Raw genomic sequence first — 18,238 nt, 5'->3', positions numbered from 1 at the left:
GGACCTACAGCGGAATATTGTCGTGCTTCTTCCAGGGGTTCTCCTGGACCTTGTTCTTCAGCGTCCGCAGCGCCTTCACCAGCCGCCGCCGCGTGCCGTGCGGCATGATGACGTCGTCGATATAGCCCAGGCCCGCCGCCACGAACGGATTGGCGAAGCGGTCCTTGTATTCGGCCTCGCGCGCCGCCAGCGCCTCGGGATCGCCGGCCTCCTTGCGGAAGATGATCTCGACCGCGCCCTTGGCGCCCATGACCGCGATCTCGGCGGTGGGCCAGGCGTAGTTGACGTCGCCGCGCAGGTGTTTGGAGCTCATCACGTCATAGGCGCCGCCATAGGCCTTGCGGGTGATCAGGGTCAGTTTCGGCACGGTCGCCTCGGCGTAGGCGAACAGCAGCTTGGCGCCGTGACGGATCAGGCCGCCGTACTCCTGCTTGGTTCCCGGCATGAAGCCCGGCACGTCCACCAGCGTCACCAGCGGAATGCCGAAGGCGTCGCAGAAGCGCACGAAGCGCGCGGCCTTGCGGCTTGAATCGATGTCCAGCACGCCCGCCAGCACCTGCGGCTGGTTGGCGACGATGCCGACCGTCTGGCCGTCCAGCCGGCCGAAGCCGCAGATGATGTTCTTGGCGAAGTCGGCGCCGATCTCGAAGAAGTCGGCCTCGTCGACCGTCTTCAGGATCAGCTCCTTCATGTCATAGGGCTGGTTCGGATTGGCCGGGACCAGGGTGTCCAGGCTGGGCTCGTCCCGCTCCGGCTCGTCGTAGCTTTCGCGCACGGGCGGCTTTTCGCGGTTCGACAGCGGCAGGAAGCCGATCAGGCGGCGCACCTCCGAAAGGGCCTCCAGGTCGTTCTCGAACGCCCCGTCCGCCACGCCCGACTTGCCGGCATGGACGCGGGCGCCGCCCAGGTCCTCGTGGCTGACGACCTCGTTGGTGACCGTCTTCACCACGTCGGGGCCGGTCACGTACATGTAGGACGTGTCCTTCACCATGAAAATGAAGTCGGTGATGGCCGGGGAATAGACGTCGCCGCCCGCGCACGGCCCCATGATCACGCTGATCTGGGGAATGACGCCACTGGCCAGGGTGTTCTGCAGGAAGATGTCGGCGTAGCCCGCCAGGCTCTCCACCCCCTCCTGGATGCGCGCGCCGCCCGCGTCGAACAGGCCGATGATCGGCGCGCCGGTCGTGAGAGCCATCTTCTGCAGCTTGACAATCTTGGCCGCGTGGGCGCCCGACAGCGAGCCGCCGAAGACGGTGAAGTCCTTGGAGAAGACATAGACCAGACGGCCGCCGATGGTCCCGCGCCCCGTCACCACCCCGTCGCCGGGGATGCGCTGCGTCTCCATGCCGAACTCGTGGCTGCGGTGCTCCACGAACATGTCGGTCTCTTCAAAGGAGCCTTCGTCCAGCAGCACGTCGATGCGTTCGCGCGCGGTCAGCTTGCCTTTGGCGTGCTGGGCGGCGATGCGTTTGTCGCCCCCGCCCTGTTTCGCGGCGGCGCGGCGGCGCTCCAGTTCCTCGAGGATGGCTTGGCTCATCGGTCGGCGGACCTCTCTCTATTCGTCGCCCCTGGATTGGCGCGTTGATCGCAACAAGGCAAACGCAACTTTGCAAATCGTGCGGACCTGTGCGCACTAGCAAAGCGACACCGCTCGATCTGCAAAACTGCGAATGGCCGAAAAACTCTTTCTGGGCGCCAAGCTGCGCAAGCTCCGCGAGGCGCGCGGCTGGACGCTGGAGGCCTGCGCCGAGCGTCTGGGCCTGTCGCCCTCCTACCTTTCGCAACTGGAGACGAACCAGCGGCCCGCGACGGCGCGCGTGCTGATCGCCCTGACGCGCGCCTTCCACGTCGACGCCAGCCTGTTCGATCTGGAAGGGGACGCCCGGCTGATCGCCGACCTGCGCGAGGCGACCACCGACATCGCCGGCCCCATCAGCGGCCAGGCCGAGCCGCCCACCGCCGCCGAACTGAAGCAGGCGGTCGCCAATACCCCGCGCCTGGCGCGCCAGTTCCTGGCCCTGCACCAGGCCTTCCGCCAGCTGGACGAACGGGTAAAGGCGCTGGACGACACCCTGGGTCGCGATGAACTGGGCGCCAGCGTCGCCCTGCTGCCGTACGAGGAAGTCCGCGACTTCTTCCATTACCGCGACAACTATATCGACACGCTGGATACGGCAGCCGAGGCGCTTGCGGCGACGCTGCCGAACGACGGCCAGATCGAACGGGCGCTGGAGGCCATGCTGGGCGACCGGCACGGCGTGCGCACCGCCTATGTCGCGGGTCAGGAGGCGCTGCGCCGCTACGATCCCGTCAGCCGCGTGCTGACGCTGGACGCCTGGCGGCCCGGCGCGACCCGGTCGTTCCAGTTGGCGCACCAGCTGGCCCTGCTGTCCTTCCACGATCTTATCGAGAGCGAGCTGGATCAGGCCGCCTTTCGCACCCAGGCGGCGCGCGACGTGGCGCGTGTCGGGCTGGCCAACTACGCCGCCGGCGCGCTGCTGCTGCCCTATCGCGCCTTCCTGGATGCCGCCCGGGCGGAAAAGCACGATATCGACCGGCTGCGGACGCGGTTTCAGGTCAGCTTCGAACAGGTCTGCCACCGGCTGTCGAACCTGCAGCGGCCGGGCTGGCGCGGCGTGCCCTTCTATTTCGCCCGCGTCGACATGGCGGGCAACATCACCAAGCGGCATAGCGCGACGCGCTTCCAGTTCGCCCGCTTCGGCGGCGCCTGCCCGCTGTGGAACGTGCACGAGGCCTTCGCCACGCCCGACCGGATCGGCGTCCAACTGGCCGAGATGCCCGACGGCTCGCGCTACATCTCCATCGCGCGCAGCGTGTCCAAGCCCAGCGGATCGTATCTGGCCAACGACCGCCGCTACGCCCTGTCCCTGGGTTGCGAGGTCGAGCACGCCGGCGCGCTGGTCTATGCCGCCGGTCTGGACCTGAACGGCCCCGCCGCCCGGATCGGCGTCAGCTGCCGGATCTGCGAACGCACCGACTGCACCCAGCGCGCCTTCCCGCCCATCGATCGCGCGCTGCAGGTGCCCAGAAACGAGCGTGACGTCGTACCCTACAGGATCGGTGGCGCAGCGAACGCCCTTTGACAAACGCCCGCTGTCGGCTAACGGTGCTCGCCAAGTGCGGAACGCTGTATTCCGTTGATCTTAAGTCAGATTTCGACATTGACGGCGGTCGTGCGGCATCTGAACCACGCTTGAGCACGTACACGCCGAATGTCCTCGACCCTGCTCGTCCTTCATGTCGACGACGACGCAGAAATGCGCCACGTCACGGCCCTGTGTCTTTTCGGGGCTCCCGACATCCGCGTGACATCAGCCGAGTCGGGACAGCAGGCTCTCCAGCTTCTCGAAGATGGCCTGCGGCCCCACCTGATCCTGCTCGATGTCACCATGCCGGAGATGGACGGGCCCGCCACGCTGACCGCCATACGAGCGCTGGACGGGCTGGCGGACACCCCCGTCGTCTTTCTGACGGGACGAGCCTCGGAACAGGAGCGCCAGCGTTACAGCGCCCTGGGGGCGGCCGGGGTGATCGTGAAGCCGTTCGATCCGGCGCAACTGGCCGATCACGTCCGTCTGCACGCGGCCTGACGCTGGCGCGCGCTGGCGCAGCCGCCTAGTCTCCAGCTTCAGGCGGGAGAATGGCATGCGACGGGTCGGATTGGCGGCGGTTTTGGCGGCGATGATGCTGGGCGGCGGCGCGGCGGCCCAGACCTCTCAAACGCCGTTCGACGCCGTTGATCCCTTCATCGGTACGGCGGGCAAGGGCCACACCTTTCCCGGCGCCGTCGCCCCCTTCGGCATGGTGCAACTCAGCCCCGACACCGACATCAAATATTTCCGCCAATCGTACGACTGGGCCTCGGGCTATCGCCACGACGACCCGACCATCCTAGGCTTTTCCCACACCCACTTCTCCGGCTCGGGGCATTCGGACCTGGGCGACGTCCTGCTAACGCCCCTGTCGGGCGAGGTCAAATGGGAGCCAGGCGAGGCGAATCAGCCCGGCTCGGGCTATCGCTCGCGCTTCGACAAGACGACCGAGACCGCCGAGCCTGGCTATTACGCTGTCAGCCTGATCGATTCCGGCGTCCGCGCCGAACTGACGGCGGGCACCCGCGTCGGCCTACATCGCTACAGCTTCCCGGCCGGACAGCCGGCCCATGTGCTGCTCGATTTCCGCCGCTCCATCTACGACTATCCGGGCAAGGTCCTGTGGTCGCGCATCCGCGTGCGGCCGGACGGCGTGGTCACGGGGTTCCGCGAGACGCGCGGCTGGGCCCCGGCGCGCCAGCTCTATTTCGCGATGCGCTTCTCCCAGCCCATGACCGGCCACGCGATCCGGAACGCCGAGACCGACGTCCCCTACAACGGCTTCAAGCAGCCGGGCAGGACGCCAGAGGAGAAGAGGGTGCTGGAGGGCCGGGCGCTCGAGGCCGCCTTCGACTTCGGCCCGCTGGACGGCCCGCTGCTGGTCAAGGTCGCCATCTCAACCGTGGACGAGGAGGGCGCAATCCGGAACCTGGACAGTGAGGGCGGCGATTTCGACTTCGACAGCCTGCGCGCCTCGACCCGGACCGCTTGGGAACAGGCCCTGGGCGCGATCGAAATCGAGGCGTCGCCGGACATGAAGACCAGCCTCTACACCGCCCTCTATCACGCGCTGATCGCCCCCAGCGTCTCGGGCGACGTGGACGGCCGCTATCGCGGGCCGGACAACCAGGTCCACACGGCCGAGGGCTTCACCTTCCACTCGTCCTTCTCGCTGTGGGACACCTTCCGCGCCGAACACCCGCTGCTGACCCTGGTCCAGCCGGAGTCCAGGAATGTGGACATGATCCAGTCCCTGCTGGCGTCCCAGGAGGCCAGCCCGCACGGCGTCCTGCCCGTCTGGCAGTTCGCCGGCCAGGAGACCTGGACCATGATCGGCTACCACGCCGTGCCGGTCATCGCCGACGCCTGGATGAAGGGGCTGCGCAGCTTTGATGGAAACGCCGCCCTGGACGCCATGATCTCCAGCGCCACCTATCGCCCCTACGGCGGTCTGGGCGACTATATGGACCTCGGCTACGTCCCCATCGACCGCGAGCCCGAGGCGGCGTCCAAGACGGTCGAATACGCCTATGACGACTGGACCATCGCCCGCATGGCCCGCGCGCTGGGCCGCCACGACGTGGCCGAGACGTTCGAGCAGCGGGCCGGCTTCTGGCGCAACACCTTCGATCCGGCCACAGGCTTCGTGCGCGCTCGCAAGGCCGACGGCGCCTTCCGCGAACCGTTCGATCCGGTCGCGATCAACTACGGCTCGGACTACACCGAGGGCAACGCCTGGCAATATTCCTGGTTCGCGCCCCAGGATCTGGGCGGCCTGGTCGGGGCCATGGGCGGCGACGCGGCCACGGTCGCCAAGCTGGACGCCATGTTCGACTACGACAACACGGGCCTGGACTATTCCCACGCCGAGGACATCGCCGGCCTGATCGGCCAGTACATCCACGGCAACGAGCCCAGCCACCACACGGCCTACATGTACGTCTATGCGGGCCAGCCGTGGCGCACCCAGGAGCGGCTGAAGCAGATCATCGAGACCCAGTACAGGACCACGCCCGACGGCTTGGCCGGCAACGACGACCTGGGCCAGATGTCGGCCTGGCTGATGTTCACCGCGCTGGGTTTCTATCCGGTGACGCCGGGGTCGAACGAATACGTCATCGGTCGGCCGTTCGTGGAGCGCGCCACGCTGAACCTGCCCAACGGCCGCAAGTTCATCATCCGCACCGAGGGCCTGTCGGACGCCCACCCCTACGTCGGCTCCGTCACCCTGAACGGCCGCCCCTTGGAGCGCTCTGTCGTGACGCACGAGCAGATATTGGCGGGCGGCGAACTCACATTCGTCATGAGCGCCGAACCCAACCGGGCGTGGGCGACGGACGTCGAGGCGCGGCCCTATTCGATGACGCCCTTCGGCCGCTGATCCCTGCTTTTCCTCATCCTCCGGCTCGCGCAGCAAGACCGGCGGATCGCGTGAGGCGCGGAGAGACGGCAGGCGCGGGTCGGCCGTCAGACCAACTCGACGCCCATGGCCGTGGCCTCGCCGCCCCCGATGCACAGGGCGGCCATGCCCCTGGTCTTGCCCTGCGCCTTAAGCGCCGACAGCAGGGTGGTCAGCACGCGCGCCCCGGACGCGCCCAGCGGGTGACCCAGGGCGCAGGCGCCGCCGTTGACGTTGATCTTGTCGTGCGGAATGCCGAGTTCCTGCATGGCGATCATCGGCACCACGGCGAAGGCCTCGTTGACCTCCCACAGGTCGACGTCGTCAGCGGACCAGCCTGCCTTCTCCAGCGCCTTGCGCAGCGCGAACACCGGGGCGGTGGTGAACAGGCTGGGCTCGTGCGCGTGCGCCGCCTGGCTGACCACGCGGGCGACGGGCGTCATGCCCAGCGCCTCGGCGGTCGACTGGCGCATCATGACAAGGGCGGCGGCGCCGTCCGAGATCGAGGCGGCCGAGGCGGCGGTGATCGTGCCGTCCTTGCCGAATGCGGGCTTCAGGTTCGGGATCTTGGACGGATCGGACTTGGTCGGCTGTTCATCGCGGTCGACGGTGACCACCCCCTTTCGCGTCTTCACCTCGACCGGAACGATCTCGGCGTCGAAGCCGCCGGACTCCTGCGCCGCCTTGGCGCGGGCGGCGCTGGCGGTTGCATAGGCGTCCTGCTGCTCACGGGTGAACTGATAGACCTGCGCCGTGTCCTCGGCGAACTGGCCCATCAGCTTGCCCGGATTATAGGCGTCCTCCAATCCGTCCAGATACATGCTGTCGGAGATGACGTCGTGACCGATGCGCGCGCCGCCGCGATGCTTCTGCATCAGGTACGGGGCATTGGTCATGGACTCCATGCCGCCCGCCACGATGACGTCGGCGGAACCCGCCAGCAGGGCGTCGCGCGCCATCATGGCCGCCTGCATGCCCGAGCCGCACATCTTGTTGATGGTGGTCGCCTCGGTCGAGACGGGCAGGCCCGCGCCCATCCCCGCCTGGCGCGCCGGCGCCTGGCCCAGGCCGGCGGGCAGGACGCAGCCCATGATGATCTGCTGGACCTTTTCAGGCTCCACGCCGGCCCGATCCAACGCCGCCTTCACAGCCGCCGCGCCCAGCTCGGTCGCCTTGGCGTCCGACAGCGCGCCCTGAAAACCGCCCATCGGCGTGCGGGCGTAGGATACGATGACGACGGGATCGGACGCGGACATGACGGTTTCCTCTTGGTCTTTCGCGGACAGTTAGGACGCGTAAGGCGTCATGAACAGGGCGGTCAGGCGAAGTGCAGCCGCCGATACTTGCCCCGGAAATAGAGCAGCGGATCGCGACGCGGCTCGAACCGCGCCCGCAGCACACGGCCGATGAAGACCAGATGGTCGCCGGCTTCGACCACTTCGTGGGTGGCGCATTCGAAACTGGCCAAGGAGCCCGACAGGATCGGCGCGCCGGTGTCCCAGCTCTCCCACGCGACGTCCTGGAACCGATCCTCGGTCGAGCGGGCGAAGACGCCGGAGGTCGGTTGCTGGCCGATGTGCAGAACATTGATGGCGAAGTGTTCGGCGGCCCGGAACCGAGCCAGATTGCTCGAGCTCTTGGCCAGGCAGAACAGGATCAGGGGCGGATCCAGCGACACGGCGCTGAAGGAGTTGGCGGTCAGGCCGATCGGCGACCCGGCGCCGTCGCGGGTCGTCACCACCGTCACGCCCGTGGCGAAGCAGCCCAAGGCATCGCGCAGCGTGCGGGCGTCCGAACCGGAATGATAGACCACCGCCTCGCGCGGCGCGTTCTTCTCCAGAAAACCCACCAGCGCGGTGTCGAACGCCTCGACCGGATCGGGACCGTCAAAGGGATCGATCGCCATGGCGGGCGCCCCGAAAGTCTCGACGATGTCGACGGCGCCGCCGACAACGATCACGGCCGCAGCCAGCGGCGGCCCCTTGGCGGCCAGAGCATGCGACAGCAGATCGACGGCCTGGGCGGCGCAGAGCACCGAGGGGCGTGAAGACATCTCCGCCAGCAGCCGGCGGAGCGCGACGACGGCGAGGTCCGGCTCGATCGGCGACAGCTCGGGCGCGATGACATGCCGGCCGGCCTCGACCAGGGCCTTCACGGAGGCGCGCCAGTCCGCCGACAGTCGGTCTCGCGGCCCCACCAGGACCACGACGGGATCATCCGCGTCGCCCCAGGATTCAACGTCCAGTTCGATGATGGCCAACGACGAAGACATGAAGGGGCGGGCGTCCCGGATCGGTGAAAAGGTCCGCCCTATTAAGGCGCTTCGACAGGCCTGCGCCAGCCGTGGGGTCAGCGCCCCTTGAAGTCGGGCTTCCGCTTTTCGACGAAGGCGGACATGCCTTCCTTCTGGTCTTCGAAGGCGAACAGACTGTGGAAGAGGCGACGTTCAAATCGCACGCCCTCGGCCAGGGTCGTCTCCAGCGCGACGTTGACCATCTCCTTGTTCATCATCACTGCCAGCGGGCTTTGCGACGCGATTTTCGCCGCCGCCGCGCGCGCTTCGTCCAGCAGCGCTTCGGGGGCCACCACGCGGCTGACCAGACCGGCCCGCTCGGCTTCGGCCGCATCCATCATCCGCGCGGTCAGGATCATGTCCATGGCCTTGGACTTGCCGACCAGCCGCGTCAGCCGCTGCGACCCGCCGATGCCGGGCGCGACGCCCAGGTTGATCTCCGGCTGGCCGAACTTGGCCGTCTCGGAAGCGATGATGAAGTCGCACAGCATGGCCAGTTCGCACCCGCCGCCCAGGGCATAGCCAGACACCGCCGCGATGATCGGTTTCCTGAACCGGGTGATCCGGTCGTGGCCCAGGGCGAAGAAGTTGCCCTTGAACATGTCGGCGTAGGACTGGTCCGCCATCTCCTTGATGTCGGCCCCGGCCGCGAACGCCTTGGCCGATCCGGTCAGGATCAGGCAGCGCACGCTGTCGTCGCCCTCGACCGCATCCAGGAACGCCGCCAGTTCACCGAAAAGGGTCGAGTTCAGCGCATTCAGCGCCTCGGGCCGGTTCAGGGTCACCACGGCATATCCGTCGGCGTGGCGTTCGATCAGCAGGGTCGAATAGGCGTCGGCCATCATTTGGTCTCCAGCGTCGAAAGTTGACCGCGCAGCATCTGCAGCATGGCGGAGAAATCACGTCCGCCATGACCCAGCCCGTCGAAAAGGGCGTACATGGCCTCGGCCTGGGCGCCGAGCGGGGTCGAGGCGCCGCTTTTGGCCGCCGCGTCCTGCGCCAGCTTCAGGTCCTTCAGCATCATGGCCGTGGCGAACCCGCCCTGATAGTCGCGGTTCGACGGCGCCGTCGGCACCGGGCCGGGCCAGGGATAATAGCTGCTGACGCTCCAGCACTGCCCCGAGGATTTAGAGGCGATCTCGAAGAAGCGCTCGGGGTCCAGCCCCAGCTTCTCGGCCAGGGCGATGGCCTCACAGGTGCCCATCATGCTGATCCCCAGCAGCATGTTGTTGCAGATCTTGGCCGCCTGCCCCGCCCCATGGTCGCCAGCGCGGATCGTGATGCGGCTCATCGGCTCCAGCGCCGCCTCGACCCGCGCGAAGTCACCCTCGTCGCAGCCGACCATGAAGGCCAGCGTGCCGGCCTCTGCCGCCGCCGTGCCGCCCGACACCGGCGCGTCGGCGAAGGCGTAGCCGGCGTCCCGCGCCAGGCCCGCGACCTTGCGCGCGGTCTCCACGTCGATGGTCGAACAGTCGAGCAGCAGGGCGCTGGACGGCGCCGCGCCGATGATCTGCTCCGAATAGACCTTCAGCACATGGGGTCCGGCGGGCAGCATGGTGATGACCACCTCGGCGTCCCTCACCGCCTCGGCGACCGATGCGACCGGCGTGCAGCCCGCGCCCCCCGCCCGCTCCAGGGCCTCGGCCGACAGGTCGAAGGCCGCGACCGCATGGCCCGCCTTCGCCTGGTTCGCGGCCATTCCGCCGCCCATGTTGCCCAAGCCGATGAAGGCGATCTTGGTCATGGTCATTCTCCCTTGGTCGGCGCCGTGGTCAGGCCAGCGGCGTCCATTCTTCAGTGTCCGGCAGCGGGGCGAACAGATTGTCCACCATGGCGTCGGTCACGCCCTCCAGGGTCGCGGGCGACCATTTCGGCGCATTGTCCTTGTCCACGATCACGGCGCGAACGCCTTCCTGGAAGTCGTGGGTCCGCACAACCCGGCCGCCCAACGCATATTCCATCGCCATATTCTGCGCGAAGCTGTCCAGCGTCCCCCCGGTCCGCAACTGGCGCAGGGTGACCTTCAGCGACTGCGGCGACTTGGTCTTCAGCGCCGCCAGCTGCGCCATCGCCCAATCCGACCCGTCGGCCTCCAGAGCGGCGAAGATCTCCTCGACCGTATCGAAGGCGAACAGCCGGTCGATCGCCTCGCGATGCGCGCCCAGAGGCGCCGTCCCTGCGTCGCCGGACATCCTGTCCGCCACAGCCTCAGGATCGGCCGGCGCGGCCAGCAGTTCCTCGGTCAGGGCGCCGATCGCCCCGCTGTCGACGAAATGCGTATGGATGCCCAGCGCCACGGTGTCCGCAGCCTTCAGACGCGCCCCCGTTAGCGCCAGCCAGACGCCCGTCTGTCCCGGCAGGCGCGGCAGGAACCAGCCCCCGCCCACGTCGGGGAACAGACCGATGCCCGTCTCCGGCATGGCGTAGGTCGTTCGCTCGGTCGCGATCCGCACCCTGGCCGGCTCCGAGATGCCGACGCCGCCGCCCATGACGATGCCGTCCACGATGGCGGTGATCGGCTTGGGGTAGTCGAACATCAGATGGTTCAGCCGATACTCGGCCAGGAAGAAGGCCTTGGCCTCTGACGCATCCCCCGCCCCGCTCTCGGCGATCATGCGGATGTCGCCGCCCGCGCAGAAGCCCCGCTCGCCTGCATGGTCGATCAGCACGGACTTCACGGCCTCGTCCCCGCGCCAGCCCAGCAGAGCCTGGGTCATGATCTCGCACATCGACCGGTTCAACGCATGGATCGCCTTGGGCCGGTTCAGCGTGATCCGACCGACGCCGTTCTCGATGCGGGTCAGGACTTCGGCTTCACTCATCCTCGCGCCATCTCCCGCGCGATGATCACGCGCATGATCTCGTTCGTGCCTTCCAGGATGCGGTGGACCCGGAGGTCGCGCACGATCCGCTCCAAGGGATAGTCCTTCAGATAGCCGTAGCCGCCGTGCAGTTGCAGGGCCTCGTCGGCGATCTGGAAGCAGGCGTCGGTGGCCATTCGCTTGGCCATGGCGCACCATTTGGTCTTTTCCGGATGATCGGTGTCGATCGCCCAGGCGCCCCGCAGCACTATCAGCCGCGCCGTCTCCAGATCCGTCGCCATGTCGGCCAGGCGGAACTGCAGCGCCTGGAACTCGCCGATCGGCCGGCCGAACTGTTTCCTGGTCGCGACGTATGCCTGCGCCGTCTCCAGCGCCAGCCGCGCCCCGCCCAGCGAACAGGCCGCGATGTTCAGCCGCCCCCCGTCCAGCCCAGCCATGGCGTAGCGGAAGCCCGCCCCCTCTTCGCCCAGCAAATTCGCCACCGGCACGCGGCAGTCGTCGAACTGGACGATGGCGGTCGGCTGGGCGTTCCAGCCCATCTTCCGCTCTTGTGCGCCAAACGACAGCCCCGGCGTGCCGGCCTCGACGACGAGGGCGCTGACGCCTTTCGGCCCCTCCCCGCCCGTGCGCACCATGACGACATAGACGTCGGACGTCCCTGCGCCGGAGATAAAGGCCTTGGAGCCGTTCAGCACATAGTGGTCGCCGTCGCGCACGGCCGTGGTCCGCAGAGCCGCCGCGTCCGACCCCGAGCCTGGCTCGGTCAGGCAGTAGGAGGCGATCTTCTCCATCGTCACCAGCGAGGGCACGAACCGCCCGCGCAGATCGTCCGAGCCGAACCGGTCGATCATCCACGTCGCCATGTTGTGGATCGAGATGAAGGCCGCCGTCGCCACGTCGCCGCGCGACAACTCCTCGAAGATCACCGCCGCCTCGACGCGGCCCAGGGCCATGCCGCCGTGCTCCTCTCCGGTGTAGATGCCGCAGAAGCCCATTTCGGCCGCCTGCTTCATCACATCGATGGGGAAATGCTTATCCTCGTCCCAGCGCGCCGAATGGGGGGCCAGTTCGGCGTCGGCGAAGGCGCGGGCCGCGTCCTGAATGGCGCGCTGGTCATCGTTGAGGGCGAAATCCATGACGACCTCAGCGCATCGTCGGAATGACGAAGGAGCTGTCCGAATGCTCCAGCGCCGAGTCGGGCCAGCGGGCGGTGACGGTCTTGGTCTTGGTCCAGAAGCGGACGCCCTCCATGCCGTGCTGGTTGATGTCGCCGAAAGCCGACCGCTTCCATCCGCCGAAGGTGTGATAGGCGACCGGCACCGGGATCGGCACATTGATCCCGACCATGCCGACATTGACGCGGGCGGCGAAGTCGCGGGCCGCGCGACCGTTCTGGGTGAAGATGGCGACGCCGTTGCCGTACTGGTGGTTCGACGGGAGGGCCAGCGCCTCCTCGAAGGTCTCGGCGCGGACGATCTGCAGCACCGGTCCGAAGATCTCCTCCTGATAGGAAGACATCTCGGGCTTCACATGGTCGAACAGCGATGGTCCGATGAAATAGCCCTTCTCGTGCCCCTGCAGGCTGAAGTCGCGGCCGTCGACGACCAGCTCGGCGCCTTCCTGCACACCCTTCTCGATCCAGCCGGCGATCCGGTCGCGGTGCTGGGCCGTGACGACGGGACCGTAGTGGGCGCCCGCGTCGGTCGAGACGCCGACCCGCATCGACGGGATTTCCGCCACCATCCGCTCGCGCAGTTCATCGGCCGTCTTCTTGCCGACCGGCACCACCACCGGCAGGGCCATGCAGCGCTCGCCGGCCGAACCATAGGCGGCGCCCGAAAGGTCCTTGATGACCTGGTCCATGTCGGCGTCGGGCAGGACGATCCCGTGGTTCTTGGCCCCGCCCATGGCCTGGACCCGCTTATGGTTGGCGGCGCCCGTCTGATAGACATAGTGGGCGATGTCGGACGAGCCCACGAAGCTGACGGCATGGACCAGCGGATGGGTCAGGATGGCGTCCACGGCCGTCTTGTCGCCGTGCACGACGTTCAGCACGCCGTTGGGCGCCCCGGCCTCGAGCATCAGTTCGGCAAGACGCACCGGCACCGACGGATCGCGTTCCGACGGCTTCAGCACGAAGGTGTTGCCCACCGCGATGGCGACCCCGAACATCCACATCGGGCTCATGGCGGGGAAGTTGAACGGGGTGATGCCCGCCACGACGCCCAACGGCTGGCGCATCGAATAGACGTCGATGCCGGGGCCGGCGCCCTGGGTGTATTCGCCCTTCAGCGCGTGGGGGATGCCGCAGGCGAACTCGATCACTTCCAGCCCGCGCTGGATGTCGCCCTTGGAGTCGGCGATGACCTTGCCGTGCTCGCTGGACAGCAGCTCGGCCAGTTCGTCCATGCGCGCCTCGACCAGGCGCTTGAACTCGAACATGACCCGGGCGCGACGCTGGGGATTGGTGCTGGCCCAGCCGTCGAAAGCGTTCTGGGCGGCCTGGACCGCGCGGTCGACCTCGCCCGTCGTCGCCAGTTGCACGCGCGCCTGCACCTCGCCGGTGTTCGGGTTGAAGACGTCGCCGAACCGGCCCGAGGCGCCGTCGAAGGCCGCGCCGTCGATGAAGTGGCGGATGTCGCGCATGGTTTCCTCCTTGTTTTGCCCAGACTCTAGCAGTCCCGTCGCCGACAGAGGAAGCCGGGCACCAAGAATTTTGCCGGAACCGCCGTTCGACGGCTCAATCTTCCCAAGGTGGGCGATCGCCGTAGAGTTCGGCCAGATAGGCGATGAAGGCCACGACCGAGGCCGGAACCAAATCCGAACGCGGATGCACGGCGTAAAGCCCCACCGATTGCGCGCCTTCGTGATCAGGCAGCACCACCTGCAACCGACCCGCGGCCAGATCCTCGTGAATGTCCCAGGTCGAGCGAAGCGCAATGCCCGCGCCGGCCACGGCCAGTTCGCGCACCACCTCGCTGGAGTTGGTGGCCACCCGGCTGTCGACCGTCACCGACACCGCGCCGTTGGGCCCGTGCAGCCGCCACGGCGACTGTCCCATCGCCGCCAGCAGCCGATGGTCTGAGAGGTCTCGCAGCGTCCGGGGCTCACCGTGTTCGGCGACATAGCCGGGACTGGCGCACAGCACCCGTCGGTTGGACGCCAGCCGCACCCCGACCATGGAGGACTCCACCCGCTGGCCGATGCGGATCGCCAGGTCGTAGCGTTCGCCCATCAGATCGACGTAGGCGTCCGACAGGTCCAGCCGCAGCGCCACCCGGGGGTGACGATCCAGAAAGCCCTTCAGATGGGGCGCGACGTGCATCCGCCCGAAGGAGGTCGGCGCGGTGATCCTGAGCGGCCCGGCCGCCATGCGCGCGCCGCCCGCGACCAGCGCCTCAGCCTCCCGCGAGGCCGCCAGTATCTCCACGACGCGGCGATAGAAGACCGCCCCCGCCTCGGTCGGGCTTTGGCGGCGGGTGGTGCGGTTCAGCAGCCGGGCGCCCAGCCGGTCCTCCAGCCGCGCCAGCCGACGCGACGCCATTGCCGGCGACAGGCGCAACGCCCGCGCCGCCGCCGACAGGCTGCCGTGCTCTACGACGGCGGCGAAAAGGGCGTATTCGTCGTCCATGGCTGATCTTTGCATAATCAGCACAACAGATCACTAATCTTTGCGTCTGGTGTTCGCGCCCCAGCCCCTTAGGATGACTTCGAAAGTGAGGACGCCCATGAGCACCGTCGACCGCGCCGGCCTATCCGTTGCCCAGGAACTGGCCGCCTTCGTGGAAGGCGAGGCCCTGCTCGGGCTGGGGCTGGACGGGGACGCCTTCTGGCGCGGGTTCGCCGCCCTGCTGGACCGGTTCACGCCCGAGAACCTGGCCCTGCTGGCTGAGCGTGATCGCATTCAGGCGCGGATCGACGCCTGGCACGACGCCAATCCCGGTCCCGTCGACGGCGCAACCTACGCCGAGTTCCTGACCGAAATCGGCTATCTGGTCCCCGAGCCCGCGCCGTTCCGGGTCGAAAGCGAGAAGGTCGACGCCGAGCTGATCGCCGCAGGGCCGCAGCTGGTCGTGCCGGTTCTGAACGCCCGCTTCCTGCTGAACGCCGCCAACGCGCGCTGGGGCAGCCTGTACGACGCGCTGTACGGCACGGACGCCATCGCACCGGCCCTGGCGGCGGGCGGCGGGTACGACCCGGCGCGCGGCGCCCATGTCATCGCCTGGGCTAAGGCCTTTCTGGACGAGGCCGTTCCCCTGGCCAACGGCTCGCACGCCGAGGTGTCCGGCTGGGCGGTCGAGGACGGCGCCCTGTCGCCCGCGCTGGCGGACCCGTCCGCCTTCGTGGGCTATCGCGGTAGTCCGGCAGCGCCAGAGGCGGTGCTGCTGCGCCACCACGGCCTGCATATCGAACTGGTGATCGACCGCGCCCATCCGATCGGCGCGACCAATCCCGCGGGCCTGGCCGACGTGGTGCTGGAATCGGCCCTGTCCACCATCGTCGATCTGGAGGACTCGGTCGCGGCCGTCGACGCCGCCGACAAGGTCGCGGCCTATCGCAACTGGCTGGGCCTGATGAAGGGCGATCTTTCGGCCGACTTCGAAAAGGGCGGCAAGACCCAGACCCGGCGTCTGGCGGACGACCGCGCCTATGCCGCCCCGGACGGCGCGCCCTTCGCCCTACCCGGCCGCAGCCTGCTGTTCGTCCGCAACGTCGGCCACCTGATGACCACGCCCGCCATTCACCTGTCGGACGGGTCAGAGGCGCCGGAAGGCCTGGTCGACGCCGTCCTCACCACCCTGGTCGCCAAGCACGACCTGGACGGCGCGGGCCGCTTCCGCAACAGCCGCGAAGGCTCGGTCTATATCGTCAAGCCCAAGATGCACGGCCCGGCCGAGGCCGCCTTCACCAACCGCGTCTTCGACGCGGTCGAGGACCTGCTGGGTCTAACGCGCCACACGATCAAGGTCGGGGTGATGGACGAGGAGCGCCGCACCTCCGCCAACCTGGCCGCCGTAATGGCCGAGGTCCGGCGCCGGATCGTCTTCGTCAACACCGGCTTCCTGGATCGCACGGGCGACGAGATACACACCTCCATGCGCGCCGGCCCCATGGTGCGAAAGGCCGAGATGAAGGCCTCGGCCTGGATCCAGGCCTATGAAGCCCGCAACGTCGCCATCGCCCTGACCGCCGGCCTGGCCGGGCGTGGTCAGATCGGCAAGGGCATGTGGGCCGCGCCAGACCGCATGGCCGCCATGCTGAAGGAAAAGATCGGCCACCCCCAGGCCGGGGCCAACACCGCCTGGACGCCCAGCCCGACGGCGGCGACCCTCCATGCAGTCCACTATCACAAGGTCGACGTCGCCGCGCAGCAGCGCGAACTGACCGGCCGGGAGCCCCCGCCCCTCTCCGACCTGCTGACAATCCCGCTGGCCACCAACACCAACTGGTCGCCCGACGAGGTCGCGCGCGAGCTGGACAACAACTGCCAGGGCATCCTGGGCTATGTCGTGCGTTGGATCGAACAGGGCGTCGGCTGCTCCAAGGTGCCCGATATCGACGACGTGGGCTTGATGGAGGACCGGGCGACCCTGCGGATATCGGCCCAGCATCTGGCCAACTGGCTGATGCACGGCGTCTGTACGCCCGAGCAGGTGGACGACGCCCTGGTCCGCATGGCCGCGAAGGTGGATACCCAGAATGCGGGCGACCCCGCCTATCGCCCCATGGCGCCGTCGCCCGCCGACAGCCTGGCCTTCCAGGCCGCCCGCGCCCTGATCTTCGAAGGCGCGAACCAGCCCAACGGCTATACCGAGCCGCTGCTTCACGCCTTCCGGGCCCGAGCCAAGCAGGCGTCAGGCTGAGGTCGTGCTAGACAGGCGGCGGAATCGTTCCGCCGCCCGAAGGCTTCGCCCATGTCCGTTCCCGTCCGTCTGAACCGCTCCCAGCTCTCGGTCCCGGCGTCTTCGATGCGGTTCATCGAAAAGGCGGCGACCAGCGATGCGGACGTCGTTTTTCTGGACCTGGAAGATTCGGTCGCCGCCGGCGACAAGGCCGAGGCGCGCGCCAATGCCGCCCGCGCCCCTTCGTCATTCGACTGGGGCGCCAAGACGCTGTCGATCCGCGTCAACGCCTGGGACACGCCCTGGACCTTTCGCGACGTGGTCGCCGTGCTGGAGGGCGAAGGGGAACGGCTGGACCTGCTGATGCTGCCCAAGGTCCATCGCCCGGCCGATGTTCATGCGCTGGAGGCCCTGGTCGCCCAGGTCGAGCTTGAACAGGGCCGCAAGAAGCGGGTCGGCCTGGAGCTGATCATCGAAAGCGCCGAGGGCGTGAGCAACGTCGACGCCATCGCGGCCGCCTCGTCGCGCGTGGAGGCCCTGCACTACGGCCCAGGCGATTACGCCGCCTCGACCGGCGCGCGCACCACCGCCATCGGCGAGCAGGATCCGGCCTATCCCGGTGATCTGTGGCACTATCCGATGTCGCGCATTCTGGTCGCCGCCCGCGCGAACGGCCTGCGCGCGCTGGACGGTCCCTGGTCGCGCCATGCAGATCTGGAGGGCCTCGAGGCCGCCGCCCGACGCACGGCGGCGATGGGCTTCGATGGCAAATGGGCCATCCATCCCGGCCAGATCGAGACCATCAACACCGTCTTCACCCCTCCGCAGGCCGAGGTCGAGCACGCCCGGCGCATCCTTGCCGCGATGGAAGAGGCGGCGATCGCAAAGCGGGGCGCCGCCACGCTCGACGGCCGGATGATCGACGTCGCCTCCATCCGCCAGGCTGAAGGCCTGGTCGCCCGAGCCGACCGGATCGCGGGCCGCTGAGCGAGACGATGGAGGTCGGGCTGTTCGCGGCCCTACCCGATCAATGAACATCGACTGAGAGTAATCAGGCGGTCCGTCCGGGCATCCCCCGATCTCCGAACGAACCGCCGCATCGCAGGGCGCGAAGCCGCAGCGTCCCCCAACGCCTTGGCTAACGAAGTCCTAACGCCTCGCGGATCTGCATCTGACGCCGCGACCCGGCCCGTGTCGAGAGGGTGCCTCCGTGCTCTCAAGAAATTGGGCGAGACTGTGTCTTTCACGCCGCGACCCGTCGTGTC

14 protein-coding genes are annotated in these 18,238 nt (G+C 68.2%); 5 read left to right on the top strand and 9 right to left on the bottom strand.

Going from position 1 to position 18,238, the window contains the following annotated elements; translation table 11 throughout:
• Positions 1-4: 4 nt before the first annotated feature.
• Positions 5-1,540: an acyl-CoA carboxylase subunit beta gene (locus ACE3PU_RS07810; RefSeq protein WP_374388394.1), complete on the bottom strand. Its 1,536-nt coding sequence runs from the start codon at positions 1,538-1,540 to the stop codon at positions 5-7.
• 133 nt (positions 1,541-1,673) lie between these two features.
• On the opposite strand from ACE3PU_RS07810, the gene ACE3PU_RS07805 reads away from it, so the two are divergent.
• The 3 genes from ACE3PU_RS07805 (at position 1,674) to ACE3PU_RS07795 (ending at position 5,997) form a co-directional block, all read left to right on the top strand.
• Entirely contained in the window at positions 1,674-3,107 is a 1,434-nt protein-coding gene (locus ACE3PU_RS07805) for a short-chain fatty acyl-CoA regulator family protein (RefSeq protein WP_374388391.1), read from the top strand.
• A 129-nt stretch (positions 3,108-3,236) separates the two neighbouring features.
• Positions 3,237-3,614: a response regulator gene (locus ACE3PU_RS07800; protein ID WP_374388389.1), complete on the top strand. Its 378-nt coding sequence runs from the start codon at positions 3,237-3,239 to the stop codon at positions 3,612-3,614.
• 55 nt (positions 3,615-3,669) lie between these two features.
• Positions 3,670-5,997 carry a GH92 family glycosyl hydrolase gene (locus ACE3PU_RS07795; protein WP_374388386.1) on the top strand — a complete coding sequence of 776 codons (2,328 nt, stop codon included), beginning with the start codon at positions 3,670-3,672 and terminating at the stop codon, positions 5,995-5,997.
• An 86-nt stretch (positions 5,998-6,083) separates the two neighbouring features.
• On the opposite strand, the gene ACE3PU_RS07790 is transcribed toward ACE3PU_RS07795, so the two are convergent.
• The 8 genes from ACE3PU_RS07790 to ACE3PU_RS07755 all read right to left on the bottom strand — a co-directional run bounded on the left by ACE3PU_RS07790 (position 6,084) and on the right by ACE3PU_RS07755 (position 14,776).
• Entirely contained in the window at positions 6,084-7,271 is a 1,188-nt protein-coding gene (locus tag ACE3PU_RS07790) for an acetyl-CoA C-acyltransferase (RefSeq protein WP_374388384.1), read from the bottom strand.
• A gap of 62 nt (positions 7,272-7,333) precedes the next feature.
• Positions 7,334-8,287, bottom strand: a complete 954-nt coding sequence (locus ACE3PU_RS07785; RefSeq protein ID WP_374388382.1) for a flavin reductase family protein — start codon at positions 8,285-8,287, stop codon at positions 7,334-7,336.
• 77 nt (positions 8,288-8,364) lie between these two features.
• Positions 8,365-9,150: an enoyl-CoA hydratase gene (locus ACE3PU_RS07780; protein ID WP_374388379.1), complete on the bottom strand. Its 786-nt coding sequence runs from the start codon at positions 9,148-9,150 to the stop codon at positions 8,365-8,367.
• Positions 9,150-10,052, bottom strand: coding sequence for a 3-hydroxyisobutyrate dehydrogenase (gene mmsB, locus ACE3PU_RS07775; RefSeq protein ID WP_374388377.1), 903 nt, complete (start codon positions 10,050-10,052; stop codon positions 9,150-9,152). The genes ACE3PU_RS07780 and mmsB overlap by 1 nt, the downstream gene beginning before the upstream one ends.
• 28 nt (positions 10,053-10,080) lie before the next feature.
• The gene (locus ACE3PU_RS07770; RefSeq protein ID WP_374388375.1) at positions 10,081-11,130 is read right to left on the bottom strand and encodes an enoyl-CoA hydratase/isomerase family protein; all 1,050 of its coding nucleotides are present in this window, start codon (positions 11,128-11,130) and stop codon (positions 10,081-10,083) included.
• Positions 11,127-12,266 (bottom strand): isobutyryl-CoA dehydrogenase, encoded by a 1,140-nt coding sequence (locus ACE3PU_RS07765; protein ID WP_374388373.1) that lies wholly within the window; start codon positions 12,264-12,266, stop codon positions 11,127-11,129. The genes ACE3PU_RS07770 and ACE3PU_RS07765 overlap by 4 nt, the downstream gene beginning before the upstream one ends.
• Before the next feature lie 7 nt (positions 12,267-12,273).
• Positions 12,274-13,776, bottom strand: a complete 1,503-nt coding sequence (locus tag ACE3PU_RS07760; RefSeq protein WP_374388371.1) for a CoA-acylating methylmalonate-semialdehyde dehydrogenase — start codon at positions 13,774-13,776, stop codon at positions 12,274-12,276.
• A gap of 94 nt (positions 13,777-13,870) precedes the next feature.
• A complete protein-coding gene (locus ACE3PU_RS07755; protein ID WP_374388369.1) occupies positions 13,871-14,776 on the bottom strand; it encodes a LysR family transcriptional regulator in 906 nt (301 codons plus the stop codon).
• Between the two features lie 82 nt (positions 14,777-14,858).
• Between ACE3PU_RS07755 and ACE3PU_RS07750 the strand changes: the two genes are divergently transcribed.
• Positions 14,859-16,994, top strand: a complete 2,136-nt coding sequence (locus ACE3PU_RS07750) for a malate synthase G (RefSeq protein ID WP_374388367.1) — start codon at positions 14,859-14,861, stop codon at positions 16,992-16,994.
• Positions 16,995-17,045: 51 nt separating this feature from the next.
• Positions 17,046-17,960, top strand: a complete 915-nt coding sequence (locus ACE3PU_RS07745; protein ID WP_374388365.1) for a CoA ester lyase — start codon at positions 17,046-17,048, stop codon at positions 17,958-17,960.
• Positions 17,961-18,238 lie beyond the last annotated feature (278 nt).

The sequence above is a fragment of the Brevundimonas sp. genome (assembly GCF_041911375.1).
GTDB lineage: Bacteria > Pseudomonadota > Alphaproteobacteria > Caulobacterales > Caulobacteraceae > Brevundimonas.
The sequence above is the reverse complement of the archived record's forward strand: the minus strand, read 5'-3'. Positions and strand labels throughout refer to the sequence as shown.

Coding starts and splice junctions, on each gene's coding strand:
- ACE3PU_RS07790 (WP_374388384.1), bottom strand. CDS start 7,271: ATGTCCGCGTCCGATCCCGTCGTCATCGTATCCTACGCCCGCACGCCG.
- ACE3PU_RS07800 (WP_374388389.1), top strand. CDS start 3,237: ATGTCCTCGACCCTGCTCGTCCTTCATGTCGACGACGACGCAGAAATG.
- ACE3PU_RS07750 (WP_374388367.1), top strand. CDS start 14,859: ATGAGCACCGTCGACCGCGCCGGCCTATCCGTTGCCCAGGAACTGGCC.
- ACE3PU_RS07795 (WP_374388386.1), top strand. CDS start 3,670: ATGCGACGGGTCGGATTGGCGGCGGTTTTGGCGGCGATGATGCTGGGC.
- ACE3PU_RS07770 (WP_374388375.1), bottom strand. CDS start 11,130: ATGAGTGAAGCCGAAGTCCTGACCCGCATCGAGAACGGCGTCGGTCGG.
- ACE3PU_RS07785 (WP_374388382.1), bottom strand. CDS start 8,287: ATGTCTTCGTCGTTGGCCATCATCGAACTGGACGTTGAATCCTGGGGC.
- ACE3PU_RS07760 (WP_374388371.1), bottom strand. CDS start 13,776: ATGCGCGACATCCGCCACTTCATCGACGGCGCGGCCTTCGACGGCGCC.
- ACE3PU_RS07805 (WP_374388391.1), top strand. CDS start 1,674: ATGGCCGAAAAACTCTTTCTGGGCGCCAAGCTGCGCAAGCTCCGCGAG.
- ACE3PU_RS07765 (WP_374388373.1), bottom strand. CDS start 12,266: ATGGATTTCGCCCTCAACGATGACCAGCGCGCCATTCAGGACGCGGCC.
- ACE3PU_RS07810 (WP_374388394.1), bottom strand. CDS start 1,540: ATGAGCCAAGCCATCCTCGAGGAACTGGAGCGCCGCCGCGCCGCCGCG.
- ACE3PU_RS07745 (WP_374388365.1), top strand. CDS start 17,046: ATGTCCGTTCCCGTCCGTCTGAACCGCTCCCAGCTCTCGGTCCCGGCG.
- ACE3PU_RS07755 (WP_374388369.1), bottom strand. CDS start 14,776: ATGCAAAGATCAGCCATGGACGACGAATACGCCCTTTTCGCCGCCGTC.
- mmsB (WP_374388377.1), bottom strand. CDS start 10,052: ATGACCAAGATCGCCTTCATCGGCTTGGGCAACATGGGCGGCGGAATG.
- ACE3PU_RS07780 (WP_374388379.1), bottom strand. CDS start 9,150: ATGGCCGACGCCTATTCGACCCTGCTGATCGAACGCCACGCCGACGGA.